This is a genomic window from Sphingobacterium litopenaei, assembly GCF_014692495.1.
Classification (GTDB): domain Bacteria; phylum Bacteroidota; class Bacteroidia; order Sphingobacteriales; family Sphingobacteriaceae; genus Sphingobacterium; species Sphingobacterium litopenaei.
The window spans coordinates 17,879-34,195 of the sequence record NZ_JACOIJ010000010.1 but is presented as its reverse complement, the minus strand read 5'-3'; the positions used below and the strand labels follow the sequence as shown (position 1 = coordinate 34,195).

Annotated in this window: 17 protein-coding genes; 8 read left to right on the top strand and 9 right to left on the bottom strand. The window is 34.8% G+C overall.

Translation table 11 applies throughout. The features are described 5' to 3' along the window. Window positions 1-4 precede the first annotated feature (4 nt). The gene (locus tag H8B04_RS07165; RefSeq protein ID WP_190301899.1) at window positions 5-1,015 is read right to left on the bottom strand and encodes an NAD(P)H-dependent glycerol-3-phosphate dehydrogenase; all 1,011 of its coding nucleotides are present in this window, start codon (window positions 1,013-1,015) and stop codon (window positions 5-7) included. Window positions 1,016-1,134: 119 nt separating this feature from the next. Between H8B04_RS07165 and H8B04_RS07160 the strand changes: the two genes are divergently transcribed. Next, window positions 1,135-1,728: a sugar O-acetyltransferase gene (locus tag H8B04_RS07160; protein WP_165289803.1), complete on the top strand. Its 594-nt coding sequence runs from the start codon at window positions 1,135-1,137 to the stop codon at window positions 1,726-1,728. 290 nt (window positions 1,729-2,018) lie between these two features. On the opposite strand, the gene H8B04_RS07155 is transcribed toward H8B04_RS07160, so the two are convergent. The 4 genes from H8B04_RS07155 to H8B04_RS07140 form a co-directional block, all read right to left on the bottom strand. Beyond that, window positions 2,019-2,678 (bottom strand): hypothetical protein, encoded by a 660-nt coding sequence (locus H8B04_RS07155; protein WP_165289804.1) that lies wholly within the window; start codon window positions 2,676-2,678, stop codon window positions 2,019-2,021. Between the two features lie 80 nt (window positions 2,679-2,758). Further along, window positions 2,759-3,076: a hypothetical protein gene (locus tag H8B04_RS07150; RefSeq protein ID WP_190301898.1), complete on the bottom strand. Its 318-nt coding sequence runs from the start codon at window positions 3,074-3,076 to the stop codon at window positions 2,759-2,761. A 2-nt stretch (window positions 3,077-3,078) separates the two neighbouring features. Then, window positions 3,079-3,312 (bottom strand): hypothetical protein, encoded by a 234-nt coding sequence (locus H8B04_RS07145; protein ID WP_190301897.1) that lies wholly within the window; start codon window positions 3,310-3,312, stop codon window positions 3,079-3,081. A gap of 51 nt (window positions 3,313-3,363) precedes the next feature. Next, window positions 3,364-3,972: a WbqC family protein gene (locus H8B04_RS07140; RefSeq protein WP_190301896.1), complete on the bottom strand. Its 609-nt coding sequence runs from the start codon at window positions 3,970-3,972 to the stop codon at window positions 3,364-3,366. An 80-nt stretch (window positions 3,973-4,052) separates the two neighbouring features. On the opposite strand from H8B04_RS07140, the gene H8B04_RS07135 reads away from it, so the two are divergent. The 7 genes from H8B04_RS07135 (at window position 4,053) to H8B04_RS07105 (ending at window position 12,298) form a co-directional block, all read left to right on the top strand. Beyond that, on the top strand, window positions 4,053-4,925 hold the full coding sequence (locus H8B04_RS07135) for a lysophospholipid acyltransferase family protein (protein ID WP_190301895.1): 873 nt from the start codon (window positions 4,053-4,055) through the stop codon (window positions 4,923-4,925). Continuing rightward, on the top strand, window positions 4,895-5,947 hold the full coding sequence (locus H8B04_RS07130; RefSeq protein ID WP_223815316.1) for a glycosyltransferase family 2 protein: 1,053 nt from the start codon (window positions 4,895-4,897) through the stop codon (window positions 5,945-5,947). Before H8B04_RS07135 ends, H8B04_RS07130 begins: the two co-directional genes overlap by 31 nt. A 117-nt stretch (window positions 5,948-6,064) precedes the next feature. After that, complete coding sequence (gene ligA, locus H8B04_RS07125; RefSeq protein ID WP_190301894.1) at window positions 6,065-8,086, top strand: NAD-dependent DNA ligase LigA; 2,022 nt, start codon at window positions 6,065-6,067, stop codon at window positions 8,084-8,086. Window positions 8,087-8,111: 25 nt separating this feature from the next. After that, window positions 8,112-8,993 (top strand): 4-hydroxy-tetrahydrodipicolinate synthase, encoded by an 882-nt coding sequence (gene dapA / locus H8B04_RS07120; RefSeq protein ID WP_190301893.1) that lies wholly within the window; start codon window positions 8,112-8,114, stop codon window positions 8,991-8,993. Between the two features lie 151 nt (window positions 8,994-9,144). Further along, a complete protein-coding gene (locus H8B04_RS07115; RefSeq protein ID WP_223815315.1) occupies window positions 9,145-9,552 on the top strand; it encodes a hypothetical protein in 408 nt (135 codons plus the stop codon). A gap of 12 nt (window positions 9,553-9,564) precedes the next feature. Then, window positions 9,565-10,884, top strand: a complete 1,320-nt coding sequence (locus H8B04_RS07110; RefSeq protein ID WP_165289810.1) for a type IX secretion system plug protein — start codon at window positions 9,565-9,567, stop codon at window positions 10,882-10,884. After that, window positions 10,871-12,298 (top strand): amino acid permease, encoded by a 1,428-nt coding sequence (locus H8B04_RS07105; RefSeq protein WP_165289811.1) that lies wholly within the window; start codon window positions 10,871-10,873, stop codon window positions 12,296-12,298. Before H8B04_RS07110 ends, H8B04_RS07105 begins: the two co-directional genes overlap by 14 nt. 59 nt (window positions 12,299-12,357) lie before the next feature. On the opposite strand, the gene trxB is transcribed toward H8B04_RS07105, so the two are convergent. The 4 genes from trxB to H8B04_RS07085 all read right to left on the bottom strand — a co-directional run bounded on the left by trxB (window position 12,358) and on the right by H8B04_RS07085 (window position 16,317). Then, window positions 12,358-13,317: a thioredoxin-disulfide reductase gene (gene trxB / locus H8B04_RS07100; RefSeq protein ID WP_190301892.1), complete on the bottom strand. Its 960-nt coding sequence runs from the start codon at window positions 13,315-13,317 to the stop codon at window positions 12,358-12,360. A 20-nt stretch (window positions 13,318-13,337) separates the two neighbouring features. After that, window positions 13,338-14,261, bottom strand: coding sequence for an exonuclease domain-containing protein (locus H8B04_RS07095; protein WP_190301891.1), 924 nt, complete (start codon window positions 14,259-14,261; stop codon window positions 13,338-13,340). Window positions 14,262-14,411: 150 nt separating this feature from the next. Further along, window positions 14,412-15,269, bottom strand: a complete 858-nt coding sequence (locus tag H8B04_RS07090; RefSeq protein ID WP_165289814.1) for an aminotransferase class IV — start codon at window positions 15,267-15,269, stop codon at window positions 14,412-14,414. A gap of 13 nt (window positions 15,270-15,282) precedes the next feature. After that, window positions 15,283-16,317: an RluA family pseudouridine synthase gene (locus H8B04_RS07085; protein ID WP_165289815.1), complete on the bottom strand. Its 1,035-nt coding sequence runs from the start codon at window positions 16,315-16,317 to the stop codon at window positions 15,283-15,285.

The window sequence follows — 16,317 nt, the reverse complement described above, 5'->3', positions numbered from 1 at the left end:
TTATTTACGACAATTTCTGTGCTAATATATTTACTTCTTTTAATGCAGGGCTATTGTTGTACAATATCTGATACACCATATTGCAAATATGCATATCCAATTGATATTTAGCAATAATGCCTTGAATACAATTCGACGCATAATACCCTTCGGCAACCATATTCATTTCCAATTGAGCAGATTTCACACTGTATCCCTTGCCAATCATATTGCCAAATGTGCGGTTTCGACTGAATTGTGAATAAGCGGTAACCAATAAGTCACCCAAATACGCGGAAGCATTAATATCACGTGATCCTGGATTAATAACTTCCACAAAATATTCCATCTCACGGATCGCATTGGATACTAATACCGCTTGAAAATTATCCCCAAATCCTAGTCCGTGACAAATGCCTCCAGCCAAGGCATAGATATTTTTCAATACAGCACTATATTCAATACCCAAAATATCGTCCGAAACAATAGTATTTATGTATCGGCTCTTATATAATGAAGCTACAATTTCAGCTTTTTCTAAATCATTACAGCCAAATGTTAAATACGACAACTTCTCTTGCGAAACTTCTTCTGCATGACAAGGTCCTCCGATAACAATAATATTTTCTATGCTAATACCGTAAGTAGAAGTCAGATATTCTCCTACAATTTGATTTTCATCTGGAATGATACCTTTAATCGCCGAAACGATGATTTTATTTTGAAAATCTTCTGCGTTTAAATCCTGAAGGGCATCTTTAAGATAAGCCGCTGGGGTATTCAACACAATAATATCACTGTTGTCAAATACAAATTTCACTTTTGAAGAAATATGCTCAAAAGGAATTTTAATGTCTACGGCTGTCAAATAACTTGGGTTATGTTTATAGGATTCAATGTATGCAATATCCTCCCGTTTTCTTACCCACCAATATATTTCCTTTTCTGATTGATTGTCTGTCAACATCTTAATCATGGCCGTCGCCCAACTACCACTCCCGATGACACCAATCCGATTTGAAATGTGTTTATCCATACTTTAATGATTGCCCAAAGATACTTATTAAATATGTTTACCCGATTATTATCGTGAATTAATGGAATAAAAATGACTTTATGTATCTTAATAATATATTTACGTGCAAAATACAAGCCATGACTGAGAAAGATAAAATGATTTTAGGCAAGCCATATATGGCTTCGGACAAAGAATTACAAAAAGATAGACTCGAAGCACAACGCGCCTGTTATCGATACAATCAGATAGATCCTAAAAATTATAAAGAAAGAAAAGCTTTGATACGCGGGCTTTTCGGAGAGACGGATGCATTGTTTTGCATAGAACAGCCATTTTATTGTGATTATGGTTTTAATATTCGCATTGGAAATAATTTTTTCTCAAATTATCACCTTACTATTTTAGATTGCGCACCAGTTACTATTGGTGAAAATGTGATGTTTGGACCAAATGTGTCCATTTATACTGCTGGACATCCTATTCATCCAGAAATAAGAAATACAGGATTAGAATTTGCCTTGCCTGTAACTATAGGAGATAATGTATGGATTGGTGGAAATGTGGTCATTAATCCCAATGTAAATATAGGCGCTAATTCGGTAATAGGCTCAGGTTCAGTAGTTACAAAAGATATTCCTGCAAATGTCATTGCGGTAGGTAATCCTTGTAAAGTAATCCGTAAAATAACCGATGAAGATAAAAAGTATTATTACAAAAATCGAGAAATATAAAAAAACCCTATGCGGAGAGCATAGGGTTTACCAAACCAATTATTAACCTAAATATGAAATTATTGAAAATTTTATATTCGTTAATATATTATCAAATAGCATGCCAAGATTAAGTGGCAATTGTAACAAATAGATTATAAAAAGAAACCCCTACAGCGGAGAACTGTAGGGGTACCAAACCAATTATTAACCTAAATATGAAATTATGAATATTAATTTCTACCCTTAAAACGCAGGTCTAATAAGTTTATTATTTCATATTTTTGATTTTAACACTTTTTAACAAATCGCTAATTCGATGACGGAGCAATTATTTCTACTACTTTCTCCCCGAGTCTAGTAATATCAGATTTCAAACCAAACAACAGGGTCATAGCATGAAAAGGTCGTCCTTGTACTTTAGTAAAATGCCGCATATATCCTAACTCTCCCCCTAAAAAGAAACTTTTAAATTTATAATCCGCTCCAACCCCTACTTTAGCCCCTATAGCAAATGATCTATCGTAGTCGATTTTAACGGTAGTCTCCAATTTTTGAGCGCGAGGTTCATTGACTAAGCCAAAACTTGGACCACCATAGACATACGTATTAAGTCTTTTCATCTGCTTCCGCGTTCCTCCAGCCAAACTCAACATATATATACTTGCATTTCCATTTTCAATTAAATGATTGTATTTATTATCCTCGATTTTCTGATCGTAGTCAAAATTGAACATATACAAGGCAGGATAAAGATAATATTTAGAGTTTTTAAGCGAAATATCTAATCCCATGCTCCCAGCAAATAATTTCGGAGAAAGTACTTCTTTCGTCTTTCCAATAGGTAGCGCCAATCCAGTTCCGGCAAAATAATAGATTTTACGATAGTGAATCGTATCAGCGTCATTTTGAGCAAATGAATATTGAATTGCGAAAAAGAAACAAGCAATCAGTGTGAAATATTTAGTCATAAAATACTTTTAGGCATTATTATTCCATAACAATAAATCAGGTCATTTGTTTTGAAGAGAAATTGTAAGATGAATAAGTATTATATTTTATGAATTAACTTAAGGGTTTTTAAATCATAAATTTCAATTTGACTAAATTCTGATTTATCCAGTTTTCTATTCTGATTCAAGTCGGGAAAGCCCGTTACCGTTAAAGTGCCAGATTGTTTATTGACTACCCACTTCTGAACATAAAAACTACTGGGAGTGAGAAGAGTTTTAGTTTTTCCATCTACAGAAAGCACAAATAGCTGAGTAGGATCCTCCCCATCTATGCCATTTTTGCTATTCCGATCCAGTGTTTTCGCGGAGACAAGAATAGAATTAATGTATAATTCATCAATTTTTATCTGTTCCACATTTAAATAATATCCGCCAACCCCAAAATTAACTTCATGCGTTTTTTTATCATTAGTATTAATAAATAAAAGATAGACAGCCTTTTATTTTCTATCTTATTTCGCTCATCTACCCCTGCAATAACATAAGGTGCACCCTCCACTTCAGTTAATTTATTGAAATGGGTCATATTATATTTCTGACCGAAAATATTAAAGCTGATCGAAGTCAGCATAATTAAGAGAAGTGATTTCATAACTAGATTTTTTTATTCTTCTCTTAAATATACGAAGAAACCTACTTTCCTCTACAAATAGTTTTTGCTTTGAGGACCTTGGTTAAAAATTAAATCTATCACACTCAAATCCGGAAGGAACCCGTGTCTTTCCTCAAAGATTTGGTAATAAGGTTTTGGATTTTGTAAAACTGAACCTTTTTTCGGATGGATCAAACTTCTAAAGTCACTTGATTCATAAGATTTTTCGTAAGTTTCTGTAAAATCAATTGTACGTTTCAGTTTAAGACATTTTAGAATTAACTCCAATTGAGCTACGTTGAAATCAAATAGAAATTCATGCTTTTCTTCGTAGAAAGGTCTGAAATCGTCTTCGTAGAATTCGAAATAAGGCGAACTACGATAAGCAGTTTGTAAACTCAACCAATGTAAGCGTTGCCATTCGTGATCATAAGTAATCTTAACATCTTTCATCGCAATACGTTCTTTGCGACCATGTTGTATCGGGACAATCAAATCCAAAATTCCATTTGCTGTCGCAATCTTTGCACGGTTGCGATAAGTCTGCTTTGGAAAATGCTCATATTTATCAAGGATTACATTTCCGTCATTTTGCGCAATGGCATGAAAATAAGATACTGGAGGAAGATAATTCGCTGATAAAATGATTGAATTTGACATATTTATACTTACTTATTAAAAATTACCGCAAAAATAAGTTAATTTGAGGATATTTGTAGCATCGAAAACAAGTTAGGTTGATGAGTAAAAGCATTCTTAAATTTATATTCTGGAGTCTATCCAAACTACCTTTTAGTGCCTTGTATCTCCTATCGGATGCTTTATATTTATTGATTTATTATGTCTTTGGCTACCGCAAAAAGGTAGTTCTCAAAAACCTTCGTAATTCTTTTCCCGAAAAAACAGAACTAGAAATACAACAAATAGCCAAAAAGTTCTACAGGTATTTCCCAGATTTAATCGTTGAAGCTATCAAAATGGCAGATATCAGCGAGCGAGAAGTTATTAAGCGGATTGAATTACTTAATCCAGAAGAAGTTTACCAACATTTTGATAAAGGTAAGGCTGTTATTGGAGTAACCGCGCATTATGGGAATTGGGAACTGGGAATTTTTCGTCTTTCACTAATGACTGAAAATCCACGACTGGTTATCTATAAGCCACTAAACAATAAAGCTTTCGATGAGGTGTACAATGGCATTCGCACACGATTTGGTGCGACAATGGTTCCCATGAAGCAAATCTTGCGTCATATTGTAAGATTACGCAACACACCGCACATCAGTATGTTCGTAGCCGACCAAACACCCGTTTATCAGGATTCGGATTATTTTATGCCTTTCTTGAACCAAGAAGCATTAGTGTATACGGGTACTGAACGTATAGCCAAAATGACCAACAGCCCTGTAGTATATTGTCATATTGGTCGAAAAGAAAAACGAGGGCATTATTATTGTAAATTTACTACATTGGTAGAAAATCCTGCAGAATACGCAGAACATGAGATAACGCATATTCATAATCGATTTACAGAAAAAATGATTCGTGAGAATCCCCCGTATTGGTTATGGACGCATAATAGATGGAAAAGACAGCGAAGAAATCAAGCATGACACACTATCCAAAAGTATCTGTGGTAATATTGAACTGGAATGGTAAATATTTCTTGGAGAAATTTTTACCTTCTGTGTATAATAGCACCTATCCCAATATAGAATTCGTCATTGGAGACAATGCATCGACAGATGATTCTTTGGCTTTTGTAAAAGAATATTATCCCACCATTCGCATTATTTCCAATTCAGAAAATTATGGTTTCGCAGGTGGATATAATAAAGTGCTGGAACAAGTAGATGCCGATTATTACGTTTTACTCAATTCAGATGTTGAAGTAACGGAAAATTGGATCGAACCTGTCATCGAAATGATGGAACGCAACAATTACGCTGCGGCACAACCAAAAATCAGAGCTTACCATAAAAAAACGCATTTTGAACATGCTGGAGCAGCAGGGGGATATATTGACGCATTCGGTTATCCTTTTTGTCGCGGCCGTATACTTCACCTAGCCGAAGAAGATTTAGGGCAATATGAGGACGAGAAAGAAATCTTTTGGGCAACGGGTGCTGCTTTATTTATTAAATCCCATGTTTGGAAAGAAGCTCAAGGCTTTGACTCCGATTTTTTTGCACATATGGAAGAGATTGATTTATGCTGGCGTTTGAAAAAAATGGGTTATAAAATCGGTTATTGTCCTACAAGTACGGTTTATCATGTCGGCGGAGGAACTTTAAACACAAGCAATCCTAAAAAGACCTATCTCAACTTCAGAAACAACCTTTTTATGTTGCAAAAAAACCTTCCCTTAGCCCAAGCTTTCGGTGTTATTTTTGTCCGTTTCTGGTTAGATTTATTAGCTTTATTAGCTTTTTTGGCTCAAAGAAAACCCAAAGATGCATGGGCTATTAGTCGCGCACATCAGGATTTTTTCGTCAATTTCTTCAAGAATTCCAGAAAACGTAAAAAATATTCTGCTACAGAAAACAAAATAGGAAGATATAAAAAATCCATTATTTGGGATTTTTATGTGAATAAAATTCAAAAATTCACAGAATTGTCAGCAAATAATTTTTAACCCAACACACATCTTAGAATAACCGATTTTTCGAACTATTCTCCTAGCAGTTATAGTTCGTAAAATATTGGTTTCTAAATTATTTTAAGCATTTAAATTTTATTAATTTCGTCGCGTATGTCACAAGATATTCAAGCAAAAATCGAACAATTAACAGCAGAATTAAACGAATATAATTACCAATATTATGTATTGGCTAATTCTGTAATTTCCGATTTTGATTTTGACATTAAACTCAAAGAACTTGAAAAGTTAGAACAAGAATATCCTCAATTTAGAGACCCCAACTCACCTACTTTAAAAGTGGGAGGAGATATTACTAGTAAATTCAAAACTGTTAAACATCGTTGGCCGATGCTTTCATTGAGCAATACGTACAGCGAACAGGAGTTACGTGATTTTGATAACCGCGTACAGAAAGCTATAGGACATCCCGTAGAGTATGTTTGTGAGTTAAAATTTGATGGATTATCTATTTCTTTGACATACGAAAACGGAAAATTAGCGCAAGCTATTACACGCGGAGATGGTGTACAAGGGGACGATGTGACTCAAAATGTAAAGACCATCCGTAAAATTCCACATCAACTGAAAAAATCAGACTATCCCGAAATCTTTGAGATTCGCGGTGAAATCTTTATGCATAAATCTGCTTTCTTGCGCTTAAACAAAGAGCGTGAAGAAAACGGAGAACAAACGTACGCCAATCCTAGAAATTTTGCTTCAGGTACCATTAAATTACAAGATTCAGCGGAAGTAGCTAAAAGACCTTTAGACTGTTTCTTATATTTCTTGTATTTAGAAAATAGAAATAAGTTCTTCTCTACACATTGGGAAAGCTTGCAAAAAGTTAAAGATTGGGGCTTTCATATTTCTGAACACAGCAAATTGTGCAGTAGTATAGATGATGTTTTAGAATTTGTCCATTATTGGGATACTGCCCGTCACGATTTATCGTATGATATTGATGGGATCGTTATCAAAGTAAACGATTATTCGTATCAAGAAGAATTAGGTTTTACGGCTAAATCTCCACGTTGGGCGACTTCATTTAAATTCAAGGCAGAACGAGTAGAAACTACGCTAAATAGTGTGAGTTATCAAGTAGGACGCACAGGTGCAGTAACTCCTGTAGCTAATTTAAAGCCTGTACTGTTAGCAGGTACTACAGTGAAACGTGCTTCATTGCATAATGCGAATGAAATTGAGCGTCTTGACTTACACGAAGGTGATACGGTATTCGTAGAAAAAGGTGGGGAAATTATTCCCAAAATTATTGCTGCAAATCCAGATAAAAGAGCTGCAGATGCTACGCCTATCCACTACCCTACACATTGTCCGGAGTGTAACACAAAGTTAGTACGACAAGAAGGCGAAGCAGTACATTACTGTCCTAATGAAAATGGTTGTAAACCCCAAATAGTGGGTAAAGTGCAACACTTCATTGGACGCAAGATGATGGATATACAAGGTCTTGGCGATGAAACAATAGAAACGCTATACAGAATGAATTTAGTAAGACATATTTCAGATCTGTATACGCTACACGAAAAGCGAGATCTATTAGTTACTATCGAAAGATTTGGTCAAAAATCCATCGACAATATGCTTAAAGGTATTGAGGAATCGAAATCAAAACCTTTTGAAAAAGTACTATTTGCTTTGGGTATTCGTCATGTGGGCGAGACGGTAGCTAAAAAATTAGCTCTTTATTTCAAGAATTTAGAAAATCTAAAAACAGCTACTGTAGAGGATATCGCTTCGGTACAGGATATCGGAATCCGTATTGCAGAAAGTTTATATGCTTATCTGCATAACCAAGATAATTTAGCAGAGCTAAATAAACTTCAAAGCTATGGCTTACAATTCCAGATCGAAGAAAAAGAAATTGTTTTAGCGGGTGATGGATTATCAGGTAAGACATTCTTAATATCGGGAGTTTTTGTGGATTACTCACGCGAGCAATTGACCAAATTAATAGAGTCTCATGGTGGAAAAATGTTGAGCAGTATTTCTGCGAAGCTCAATTATTTGGTGGCTGGAGATAAAATGGGACCATCAAAACTAGCAAAAGCTGAAAAATTAAATGTTCCTATCATTTCTGAAAAGGAACTATTACAAATGATTAATCAAGAATAAATACTATATAAATTAAAAAATCAAAATGACTGAGATTCAAGGAGCAGGTGTAGCATTGGTTACGCCATTTAATGCAGATGGAAGCGTAGATTTTGAAACTTTAGGAAATTTAATTGAGTTTCAAATCAAAGAGGGTATGAATTATTTAGTTTCATTAGGAACTACAGGTGAGACAGCTACATTAAGCTCTGAGGAGAAGAAGAAGATTTGGAAGTTTACAAAAGATAAAGTAAATGGTAGAGTTCCATTGGTAGCAGGTATTGGTGGAAATCACACACATGAAATTGTTGAAGCTATAAAATCTTTTGATACAGAAGGTTACTGCGCTATACTTTCAGTTTCACCTTACTATAATAAACCTACGCAAGAAGGTATTTACCAACATTATAAAGCAGTAGCTGAAGCATCAAGCTTGCCTGTTATTTTATATAATGTCCCTGGAAGAACAGGATCAAATATGACGGCACAGACGACATTGAGATTGGCTAATGACTTCAAAAACATTGTCGCGATCAAAGAAGCTTCAGGTAATTTCGCACAGTTTTCGGAAATTTTGAGAGACAAACCTGAGAATTTTTTATTAATTTCAGGAGACGATCCTACTACTTTACCGATGATGGCATTGGGTGCTGTGGGAATTATCTCTGTGGTAGGAAATGCTTACCCAAAAGAAGTAGCAACTTTAGCCCAATTGTGTGCAGAAGGAAAATATGTGGAGGCACGAAAAATCCACAATAAGCTATTACACATTACAGATCTTTGTTTTGTTGAAGGAAATCCTTGTGGTGTAAAATACATCTTGCAGGAGTTGGGATTCGGAAAAGATGTGGTTCGCTTACCTTTAGTTTCAGTAAGTTCAACCACACAGGATAAAATTAGAGAAGAAATAACTATTTTAGCGGAATAAATTCAGGTAAATGTATATTATAGAGGGCTTCGTTTTAATGATGAAGCCTTTCTTATTTTTAACTCTTCTACAAGGAATGTGAATTTTAATAGGCAAGCTTAGAAACTATAAAAACATTCTGCTATATTTATGTATATCAAATTCTTGTAATATGGCGGAATCATCGTTAAACACAGAAAAGAAAGGTTCAAAATTGAAATCATTTTTTGGTTGGCTTATTGTCGTAGCTCTATTAATTATTAGCGGAATAATTTACTGGAAATATTATTTTGTTTTTGGTGAAGGTGTAAAATCTGGCTATTTAAACTATGCTGTCAAGAAGGGCAATCTTTTCAAAACTTATGAAGGAAAATTAATTCAAGAAGGATTTGGCGGTGGTCGCACGGGAGTTATCACCAGCAATGAATTTATTTTTTCGGTCGAAAGTGATTCTATTTATAATATTTTAGAAACTAATAGCGGCAAATTCTTTGATCTACATTATAAAGAATATAAAGGTGCCTTACCTTGGCGTGGTAATACCGTATATATAGTAGATAAAATTGTAAGAATGAAATAAGCTATTGTTTAAATGATTAAATTTAAATCATTTATTATATGCCTGTTAATAATAACAACAAGTATTAACAGCTATGCACAAAAACGAAAATCTAATCCTGATTTAAGAACTGGTAAAAGCAACTTGATATACGATAATTTTAATTATTCTTCTTATATCAGGACTGTACAATTGAATCATATAGGCAAGGAAAACGAATTTCCAATTATTGATTTAAATAAAAATGAAACTTTAACGATTTCTTTTGATGACTTACGTGCGGATCAGCGCAATTTTTATTATCGGATAGAATATTGTAATGCCGATTGGACATCTAGTCGATTACCTAGTATAGATTATCTCACGGGGTACGAAGAAGATAGAATTTATACTTTTCAGAATTCGCAAAATACCCTACAAGCTTATACGCATTATGCTTTCATCTTTCCAAATGAAAACATAAAACCGAAATTATCTGGCAACTATCTACTCAAAGTCTACGAAGATGCTGATCAAGAACGCCTACTTTTTACTAGAAAGATTTATGTTTTAAAATCAGAAGTGCAACTTGATTCTGAAATTATTCCATCCTTATCTCCTACTAAAAGATCAAAAAATCAAAAACTAAATGTTTCAGTTAATTCCTCTCAGGAAATAAGAAATCCTCATACAAACTTACAGATTCATGTCTACCAAAATCAAAGACAAGACAATTATAAAATCCTCAAAGCACCAACTCAAGTTTCGAGTAATAAGATAACTTACAATAACCCTCAAAGTTTAGATTTTGAAGGGAACAATGAGTTTAGAACCTTAGATTTGCGCAGTGTTAGAAGTGCGTCTTCTTCAGTACAATCAATAGTTCGTGACAGCATAATTTTGGCGCAAGTCAATTTAGACGAGAAAAAGTCAGATAACAAATACATCTACAAACCCGATGAAAACGGGAAGTTTTATATTCGGAATATAGATTTTGAAGAAGCAAACTTACAAAGTGAATATATTAATTCATTTTTTTCGCTAAAAGATTCTGCAAATATTAAAGGAGATATTTACCTTGTAGGAGCTTTTAATAATTATAAGATTGGGTCAGAAAATAAGTTATCCTACGACGAACAGCAAGGCGTATGGACTACCACTCAATTATTAAAGCAAGGTATCTATAATTATGAATACATCACAATAGAGGAAAACAAAATCATAACCGATAAGTATTCAGGATCATATTTTGAAACAGAAAATGAATATCAAATTCTCGTATATTACCGCAAACAAGGAATATATTGGGATGAACTTATTGGATTTAAAAACATAAAAACTACAAATAATAACATATACAGTGGAGGAAAATAAAGAAAAAGAGCTCAAGAGAGGATTAAGCAATAGACATATTCAACTTATTGCTATTGGTGGAGCTGTAGGTACAGGTTTATTTCTTGGAATTGGGAAAGCCGCCATTTTAGCTGGCCCATCCGTTATTCTAGGCTACGCTATTGCTGGTATTTTTGCATTTTTTATATTAAGGCAATTAGGTGAAATGGTGGTTGACGAACCTGTATCGGGAAGTTTCTCTTATTTTGCCAATAAATATTGGGGGCCTTTTGCAGGGTATGCTTCAGGTTGGAATTATTGGATTCTTTATATACTTGTAAGTATGGCTGAATTAACGGCTATTGGTGTTTATATTCAATTTTGGTGGCCCGAAATACCATTATGGGTTTCAAGTTTATTCTTTTTTATTGTAATCAATGCCTTAAATCTTACTTCAGTAAAAGTTTATGGAGAAACGGAATTTTGGTTTTCCATTATTAAAGTTTCAGCCATTATAGCAATGATTATCTTTGGAGGCTATCTTTTAATTTCGGGAGCTGAAGGTGACCAAGCCACCGTACAAAATTTAGTGAATGATGGAGGATTTTTCCCTAAAGGCTGGTTGCAACAAACAGAAGACGGTTCTTATCAAGGGCTATTGGCAGCCTTGGTAACCATAATGTTCTCTTTTGGAGGTTTAGAATTAGTCGGCATCACAGCTGCGGAAGCAGAAAATCCAGAGAAAAATATTCCGAAAGCGACCAATCAAGTTTTGATTCGTATTTTAATTTTCTATGTAGGTGCTTTGTTTATACTATTCTCCTTGATGCCTTGGCGCTCAATTACAGCAAATACAAGCCCCTTTGTAGAAGTATTTGACATTTTGAACGATAAGCAATTTACTGTCTTCGGCAAAACATTTGACTTCATGAGCTTAATTGCGAATGTATTGAATATTATCGTTTTGACAGCAGCGTTATCGGTTTATAACAGTTGTGTTTATAGTAATTCAAGAATGCTGTATGGTTTGGCTGAACAAGGAAATGCCCCAAAATTTTTACGAAAACTAAATAAAAACCATGCTCCTATTGCTGCTTTAATGGTGTCAGCGGTATTGGTTGCTTTTTGTATTGTAATTAACAAAATAATGCCAGAACAAGCCTTAGAAGTATTGATGTCATTGGTTGTATCTTCTTTGATTATTAACTGGATTATGATTTCTTGGACACATTTGTTCTTCAAAAAACAAAAGAATAAAGAAAACAAATCTACTAGCTTTCCAAGCTTATTCTATCCTTTAAGTAATTATTTAACCTTATTATTCTTATTCGGGGTTTTGGGAATGATGTGGTTAACAGGGTTACGAATATCTGTAGAATTAATTCCTATTTGGATATTATTACTCTATATAAGTTACCGCATAGTGAAAGCCAATAAAGCTAAACAAAGCGTATAAAAAACAAAGGCTCGAATTTATAAATTCGAGCCTTTGTTTTTTATACAGTTGATCAAAATTTAATGATCACCCTTAGCCGCTAAGTATCTTTCAGCCTCTAAAGCCGCCATACAGCCTGTTCCAGCTGCAGTAATAGCTTGACGGTAAACATTATCTTGCACGTCACCCGCTGCAAATACACCAGGTATATTTGTGGTTGTAACATTTGGTTTTGTAATCAAATAACCTGTCTCGTCCATATCCAAAATACCTTGGAACAATTCTGTATTTGGTTTATGGCCAATAGCCACAAAGAAACCTGTTACATCTAAGTCTGTTGTTTCGTTCGTTTTATTATTTAGTACACGAACACCAGTAACCACTTGACCATCACCTAAAATTTCTTGTGTTTCCGTATTGTATAATACTTCGATGTTAGCTGTATTCATTACACGGTGATACATTGCTTTTGAAGCTCTGAACTCGTCACGACGCACCAACATATATACTTTATTACACAATTTAGCCAAATAAGTAGCTTCTTCTGCAGCTGTATCCCCAGCACCTACTATTGCCACATCTTGTCCTTTGAAGAAGAAACCATCACATACAGCACAAGCAGATACACCAAAACCATTGTATTTTTGTTCTGATTCTAATCCTAACCATTTAGCTGTAGCACCGGTAGAGATAATAACAGTATCCGCAGAAATAACGGTTTTACCATCAATTTCTACATAGTGAATACTACCATCTTTTGAAAAATCTACTTTAGTAGCATAGCCAAAACGTACCTGCGTTCCGAAACGTTCTGCTTGATTTTTCAAATCTTCCATTAATTCAGGACCTGTAATACCTTTAGGATAACCTGGAAAATTATCTACTTCTGTAGTTTGTGTCAATTGACCTCCCGGAACAATACCTGTATACACTACAGGTTTCAAATCAGCACGCGCTGCATAAATAGCTGCAGTATAACCTGCTGGCCCAGATCCAATAATCAAACAATTAACGTGTTCTGAAACTTGCTCTTTATTCATTATGTCTTTTTAGATTTATTTTACTTACCAAATTTATTTTGCAAACTCGCCAACATATCGCTTGTAATAGGCTTTGGATTTGTTTCTACTTTTACTTTCGGCTCATCCTTTTTAGCAATTTGTTGCTTTTGTGCATTTCTTGCGCTTTTGTATTCATTCCACAATTTTTCTAAAATGCGTTTGGTGTACAATGGAAAATCTCCATTCTGCATCCATGCATAATAGCTTGGTTCAGATTCAAAAACATCTGTTAATCTTCTACCCTTGTGCTTCCCAAAATTGATACAAACCTCATCCTGCTCATCATAGACAAAACGACCAGCAAAATCTACTGGTTTAGTCAGGTTCGTAAACTTATGTAAGGCTTCTACATCATTCACCACTGGGTATGAAACAGCACCATGCTTGTCTGTATAACTTTCATTTTCATATTTTGAGAGTTGTGCTTTAAGCACTTCATATGTTGCACGTACATCATCTTCTGCTTGATGTGCATTGTCTAAAGACTTACCACAGTAGAACTTATACGCAGCTTTCAACGTACGTTGCTCCATTTGATGGAAAATATTTTGCACATCAACAAACGAACGTCCTTCTAGACTAAACTCTACACCCGCTGCTAGAAATTCTTCCATTAACATGGGAACATCGAATTTATTGGAATTATATCCCGCCAAATCTGAATCTCCAATAAACTCTGCAATTTCCTTTGCCAAATCCTTAAATGTAGGTGCATCTTTGATATCTTCATCATAGATGCCATGGAACATAGATGACTCTACAGGAATTGGGATTTGAGGATTGATACGACGTGTATACACTTCTTCCGAATTGTCAACATTCACTTTTAAAATCGAAACTTCAACGATTTTATCGGTTGCAATATTGACTCCTGTTGTCTCTAAATCGAAAAAAGCTAACGGACGTTTTAATTTTAGTTCCATGAATTTATTTTTATACTTTCAGCCCTGAGACCAAAAATTATTAAAAACAAAAATAAGCAAATGCCAACGTAGCAAAAACTTATTTTTGTCACAACTCTATATTATGAGATATTTTCAACAAAAGAATGACTTTGACCAAAAAACAAGGTCTTAATCTTCTTTATTATAACTCCAAGTACGTAATTTTTCTTGCAAAATACGTGAAATTTTATTGAAGTAACGTTTCTGCTTATAGCCCATCACCCACTGAATACCTTGAACCGCATTCGTACAGAATAGCTCATCCGCTTTCTTCATGATTTCTGGACTGATCTGCGCTTCTACGACTGGAATACCTTCTTCTTCACACATATCCATCACAACCCGACGCATTACACCGTCGATACAGCCTTGATTCAAAGCTGGGGTGTACAACACTTTATCGTAATAAACGAAAATATTAGAGGTAAGCGCTTCACACAAAAAGCCTTCTTGATTTAAGATAAATACATCATCGTAATCAAATTTCTTCTTGTAGTTCCCTGCCAAAACGTAAATCAAGGAGTTATTGGATTTCAATTCAGACAAATCGCTATAAGGCTTTTTGATTTCAGAATATAAATCCACAATCAAACCTACCTTTTTATCGCGTACCTGAATATCAACTTTTTGCACCTGTAAAATGTAAGCGGGTTTGTTTGTCTCTGGGGAATAAATACCGCCTCCAGAACGATACACTATCAATCGCACACGCACACGCTGACCTACCATATTATTTTTACGAATCAATTCATCCGTGATTTTTTTGATGAAATATTCATCAAACATGGTAGATTGTTCCAATTGAATTTTTTGCATACTACGTTGTAGTCTTTCTACATGTAAATGCAAAAATCTAATCTCCCCTCCTTGATACAGCATCGTCTCAAAAAGACCATCACCATATCTCAATCCTCTATTTTCAACAGTTAATAGTTTTGAATCCTCAGAAACTATTTCTCCATTAAAATTTATATAATGTATTGGCATAAATTCTCACTAATTAACTTTTAACTTGCGCTGCGTAAGCTCTCCATTTTTCCAAAACCTGTTGCATATCTGCTGGCATTGGTACTTCAAAATCCATCTGTTTTTTCGTCACCGGATGGATAAAACCTAATAAACGTGCATGAAGTGCTTGACGAGGTAAAACTGCAAAACAATTGTCTACAAATTGTTTATATTTACTGAACGAAGTACCTTTCACTATCTTATCTCCACCATACATAGCATCCGAAAATAAAGGATGACCTATAGATTTCATATGTGCACGAATCTGGTGTGTACGTCCTGTTTCGAGTTGACATTCAATCAATGTCACAAAACCTAACCTTTCTAGTACTTTATAATGCGTCACCGACCACTTCCCTTTTTCAGGATCATCATACATAGCCATGATACGACGGTCCTTAAGATCGCGACCAATATAACCTGTCACCGTTCCATCCTCCGCTATATCTCCCCATACTAATGCTATATAACGACGATTGATAGTATGTTCAAAAAACTGTTTAGCTAAATAGGTCATTGCCCATTCATTTTTCGCTATAATCAACAAACCGGATGTATCCTTATCAATGCGGTGCACCAATCCTGGTCGTCCCGTATTACCTGGCAAAGTAGGCAATTGATTCAGATGATAGGTCAATGCATTGACCAATGTTCCTGTATAGTTGTTGTACCCGGGATGCACTACCATTCCTGCTTCCTTGTTAACCAAAAGTACATCATCGTCTTCATAGATTATTTCTAAAGGAATATTCTCCGGATAGACTTCGGTATCGCGTGGCGGATCGGGCAATAACATGGTGATTACATCCAATGGCTTTATCTTATAACTCGCCTTAATAGGTTTATCATTGACACGCACCGAACCAGCATCTATGGCATTTTGTATACGATTACGCGACGTATTCTCTACTCTATTCATCAAGAACTTGTCAATACGAATCGTAGTCACTCCTTTTTCCGCGACAATACGTATATGTTCAAATAATTCCTGATCCTCTTGTTCGATTAATTCCAAATCTTCAGACAT

Bases quoted from the DNA above. Each gene is read 5' to 3' on its own strand.
- H8B04_RS07090 (WP_165289814.1), bottom strand. From the start codon at position 15,269: ATGCCAATACATTATATAAATTTTAATGGAGAAATAGTTTCTGAGGAT.
- H8B04_RS07160 (WP_165289803.1), top strand. From the start codon at position 1,135: ATGACTGAGAAAGATAAAATGATTTTAGGCAAGCCATATATGGCTTCG.
- H8B04_RS07155 (WP_165289804.1), bottom strand. From the start codon at position 2,678: ATGACTAAATATTTCACACTGATTGCTTGTTTCTTTTTCGCAATTCAA.
- H8B04_RS07095 (WP_190301891.1), bottom strand. From the start codon at position 14,261: ATGGAACTAAAATTAAAACGTCCGTTAGCTTTTTTCGATTTAGAGACA.
- H8B04_RS07145 (WP_190301897.1), bottom strand. From the start codon at position 3,312: ATGAAATCACTTCTCTTAATTATGCTGACTTCGATCAGCTTTAATATT.
- trxB (WP_190301892.1), bottom strand. From the start codon at position 13,317: ATGAATAAAGAGCAAGTTTCAGAACACGTTAATTGTTTGATTATTGGA.
- H8B04_RS07085 (WP_165289815.1), bottom strand. From the start codon at position 16,317: ATGTCTGAAGATTTGGAATTAATCGAACAAGAGGATCAGGAATTATTT.
- dapA (WP_190301893.1), top strand. From the start codon at position 8,112: ATGACTGAGATTCAAGGAGCAGGTGTAGCATTGGTTACGCCATTTAAT.
- ligA (WP_190301894.1), top strand. From the start codon at position 6,065: ATGTCACAAGATATTCAAGCAAAAATCGAACAATTAACAGCAGAATTA.
- H8B04_RS07130 (WP_223815316.1), top strand. From the start codon at position 4,895: ATGGAAAAGACAGCGAAGAAATCAAGCATGACACACTATCCAAAAGTA.
- H8B04_RS07110 (WP_165289810.1), top strand. From the start codon at position 9,565: ATGATTAAATTTAAATCATTTATTATATGCCTGTTAATAATAACAACA.
- H8B04_RS07165 (WP_190301899.1), bottom strand. From the start codon at position 1,015: ATGGATAAACACATTTCAAATCGGATTGGTGTCATCGGGAGTGGTAGT.
- H8B04_RS07140 (WP_190301896.1), bottom strand. From the start codon at position 3,972: ATGTCAAATTCAATCATTTTATCAGCGAATTATCTTCCTCCAGTATCT.
- H8B04_RS07115 (WP_223815315.1), top strand. From the start codon at position 9,145: ATGGCGGAATCATCGTTAAACACAGAAAAGAAAGGTTCAAAATTGAAA.
- H8B04_RS07135 (WP_190301895.1), top strand. From the start codon at position 4,053: ATGAGTAAAAGCATTCTTAAATTTATATTCTGGAGTCTATCCAAACTA.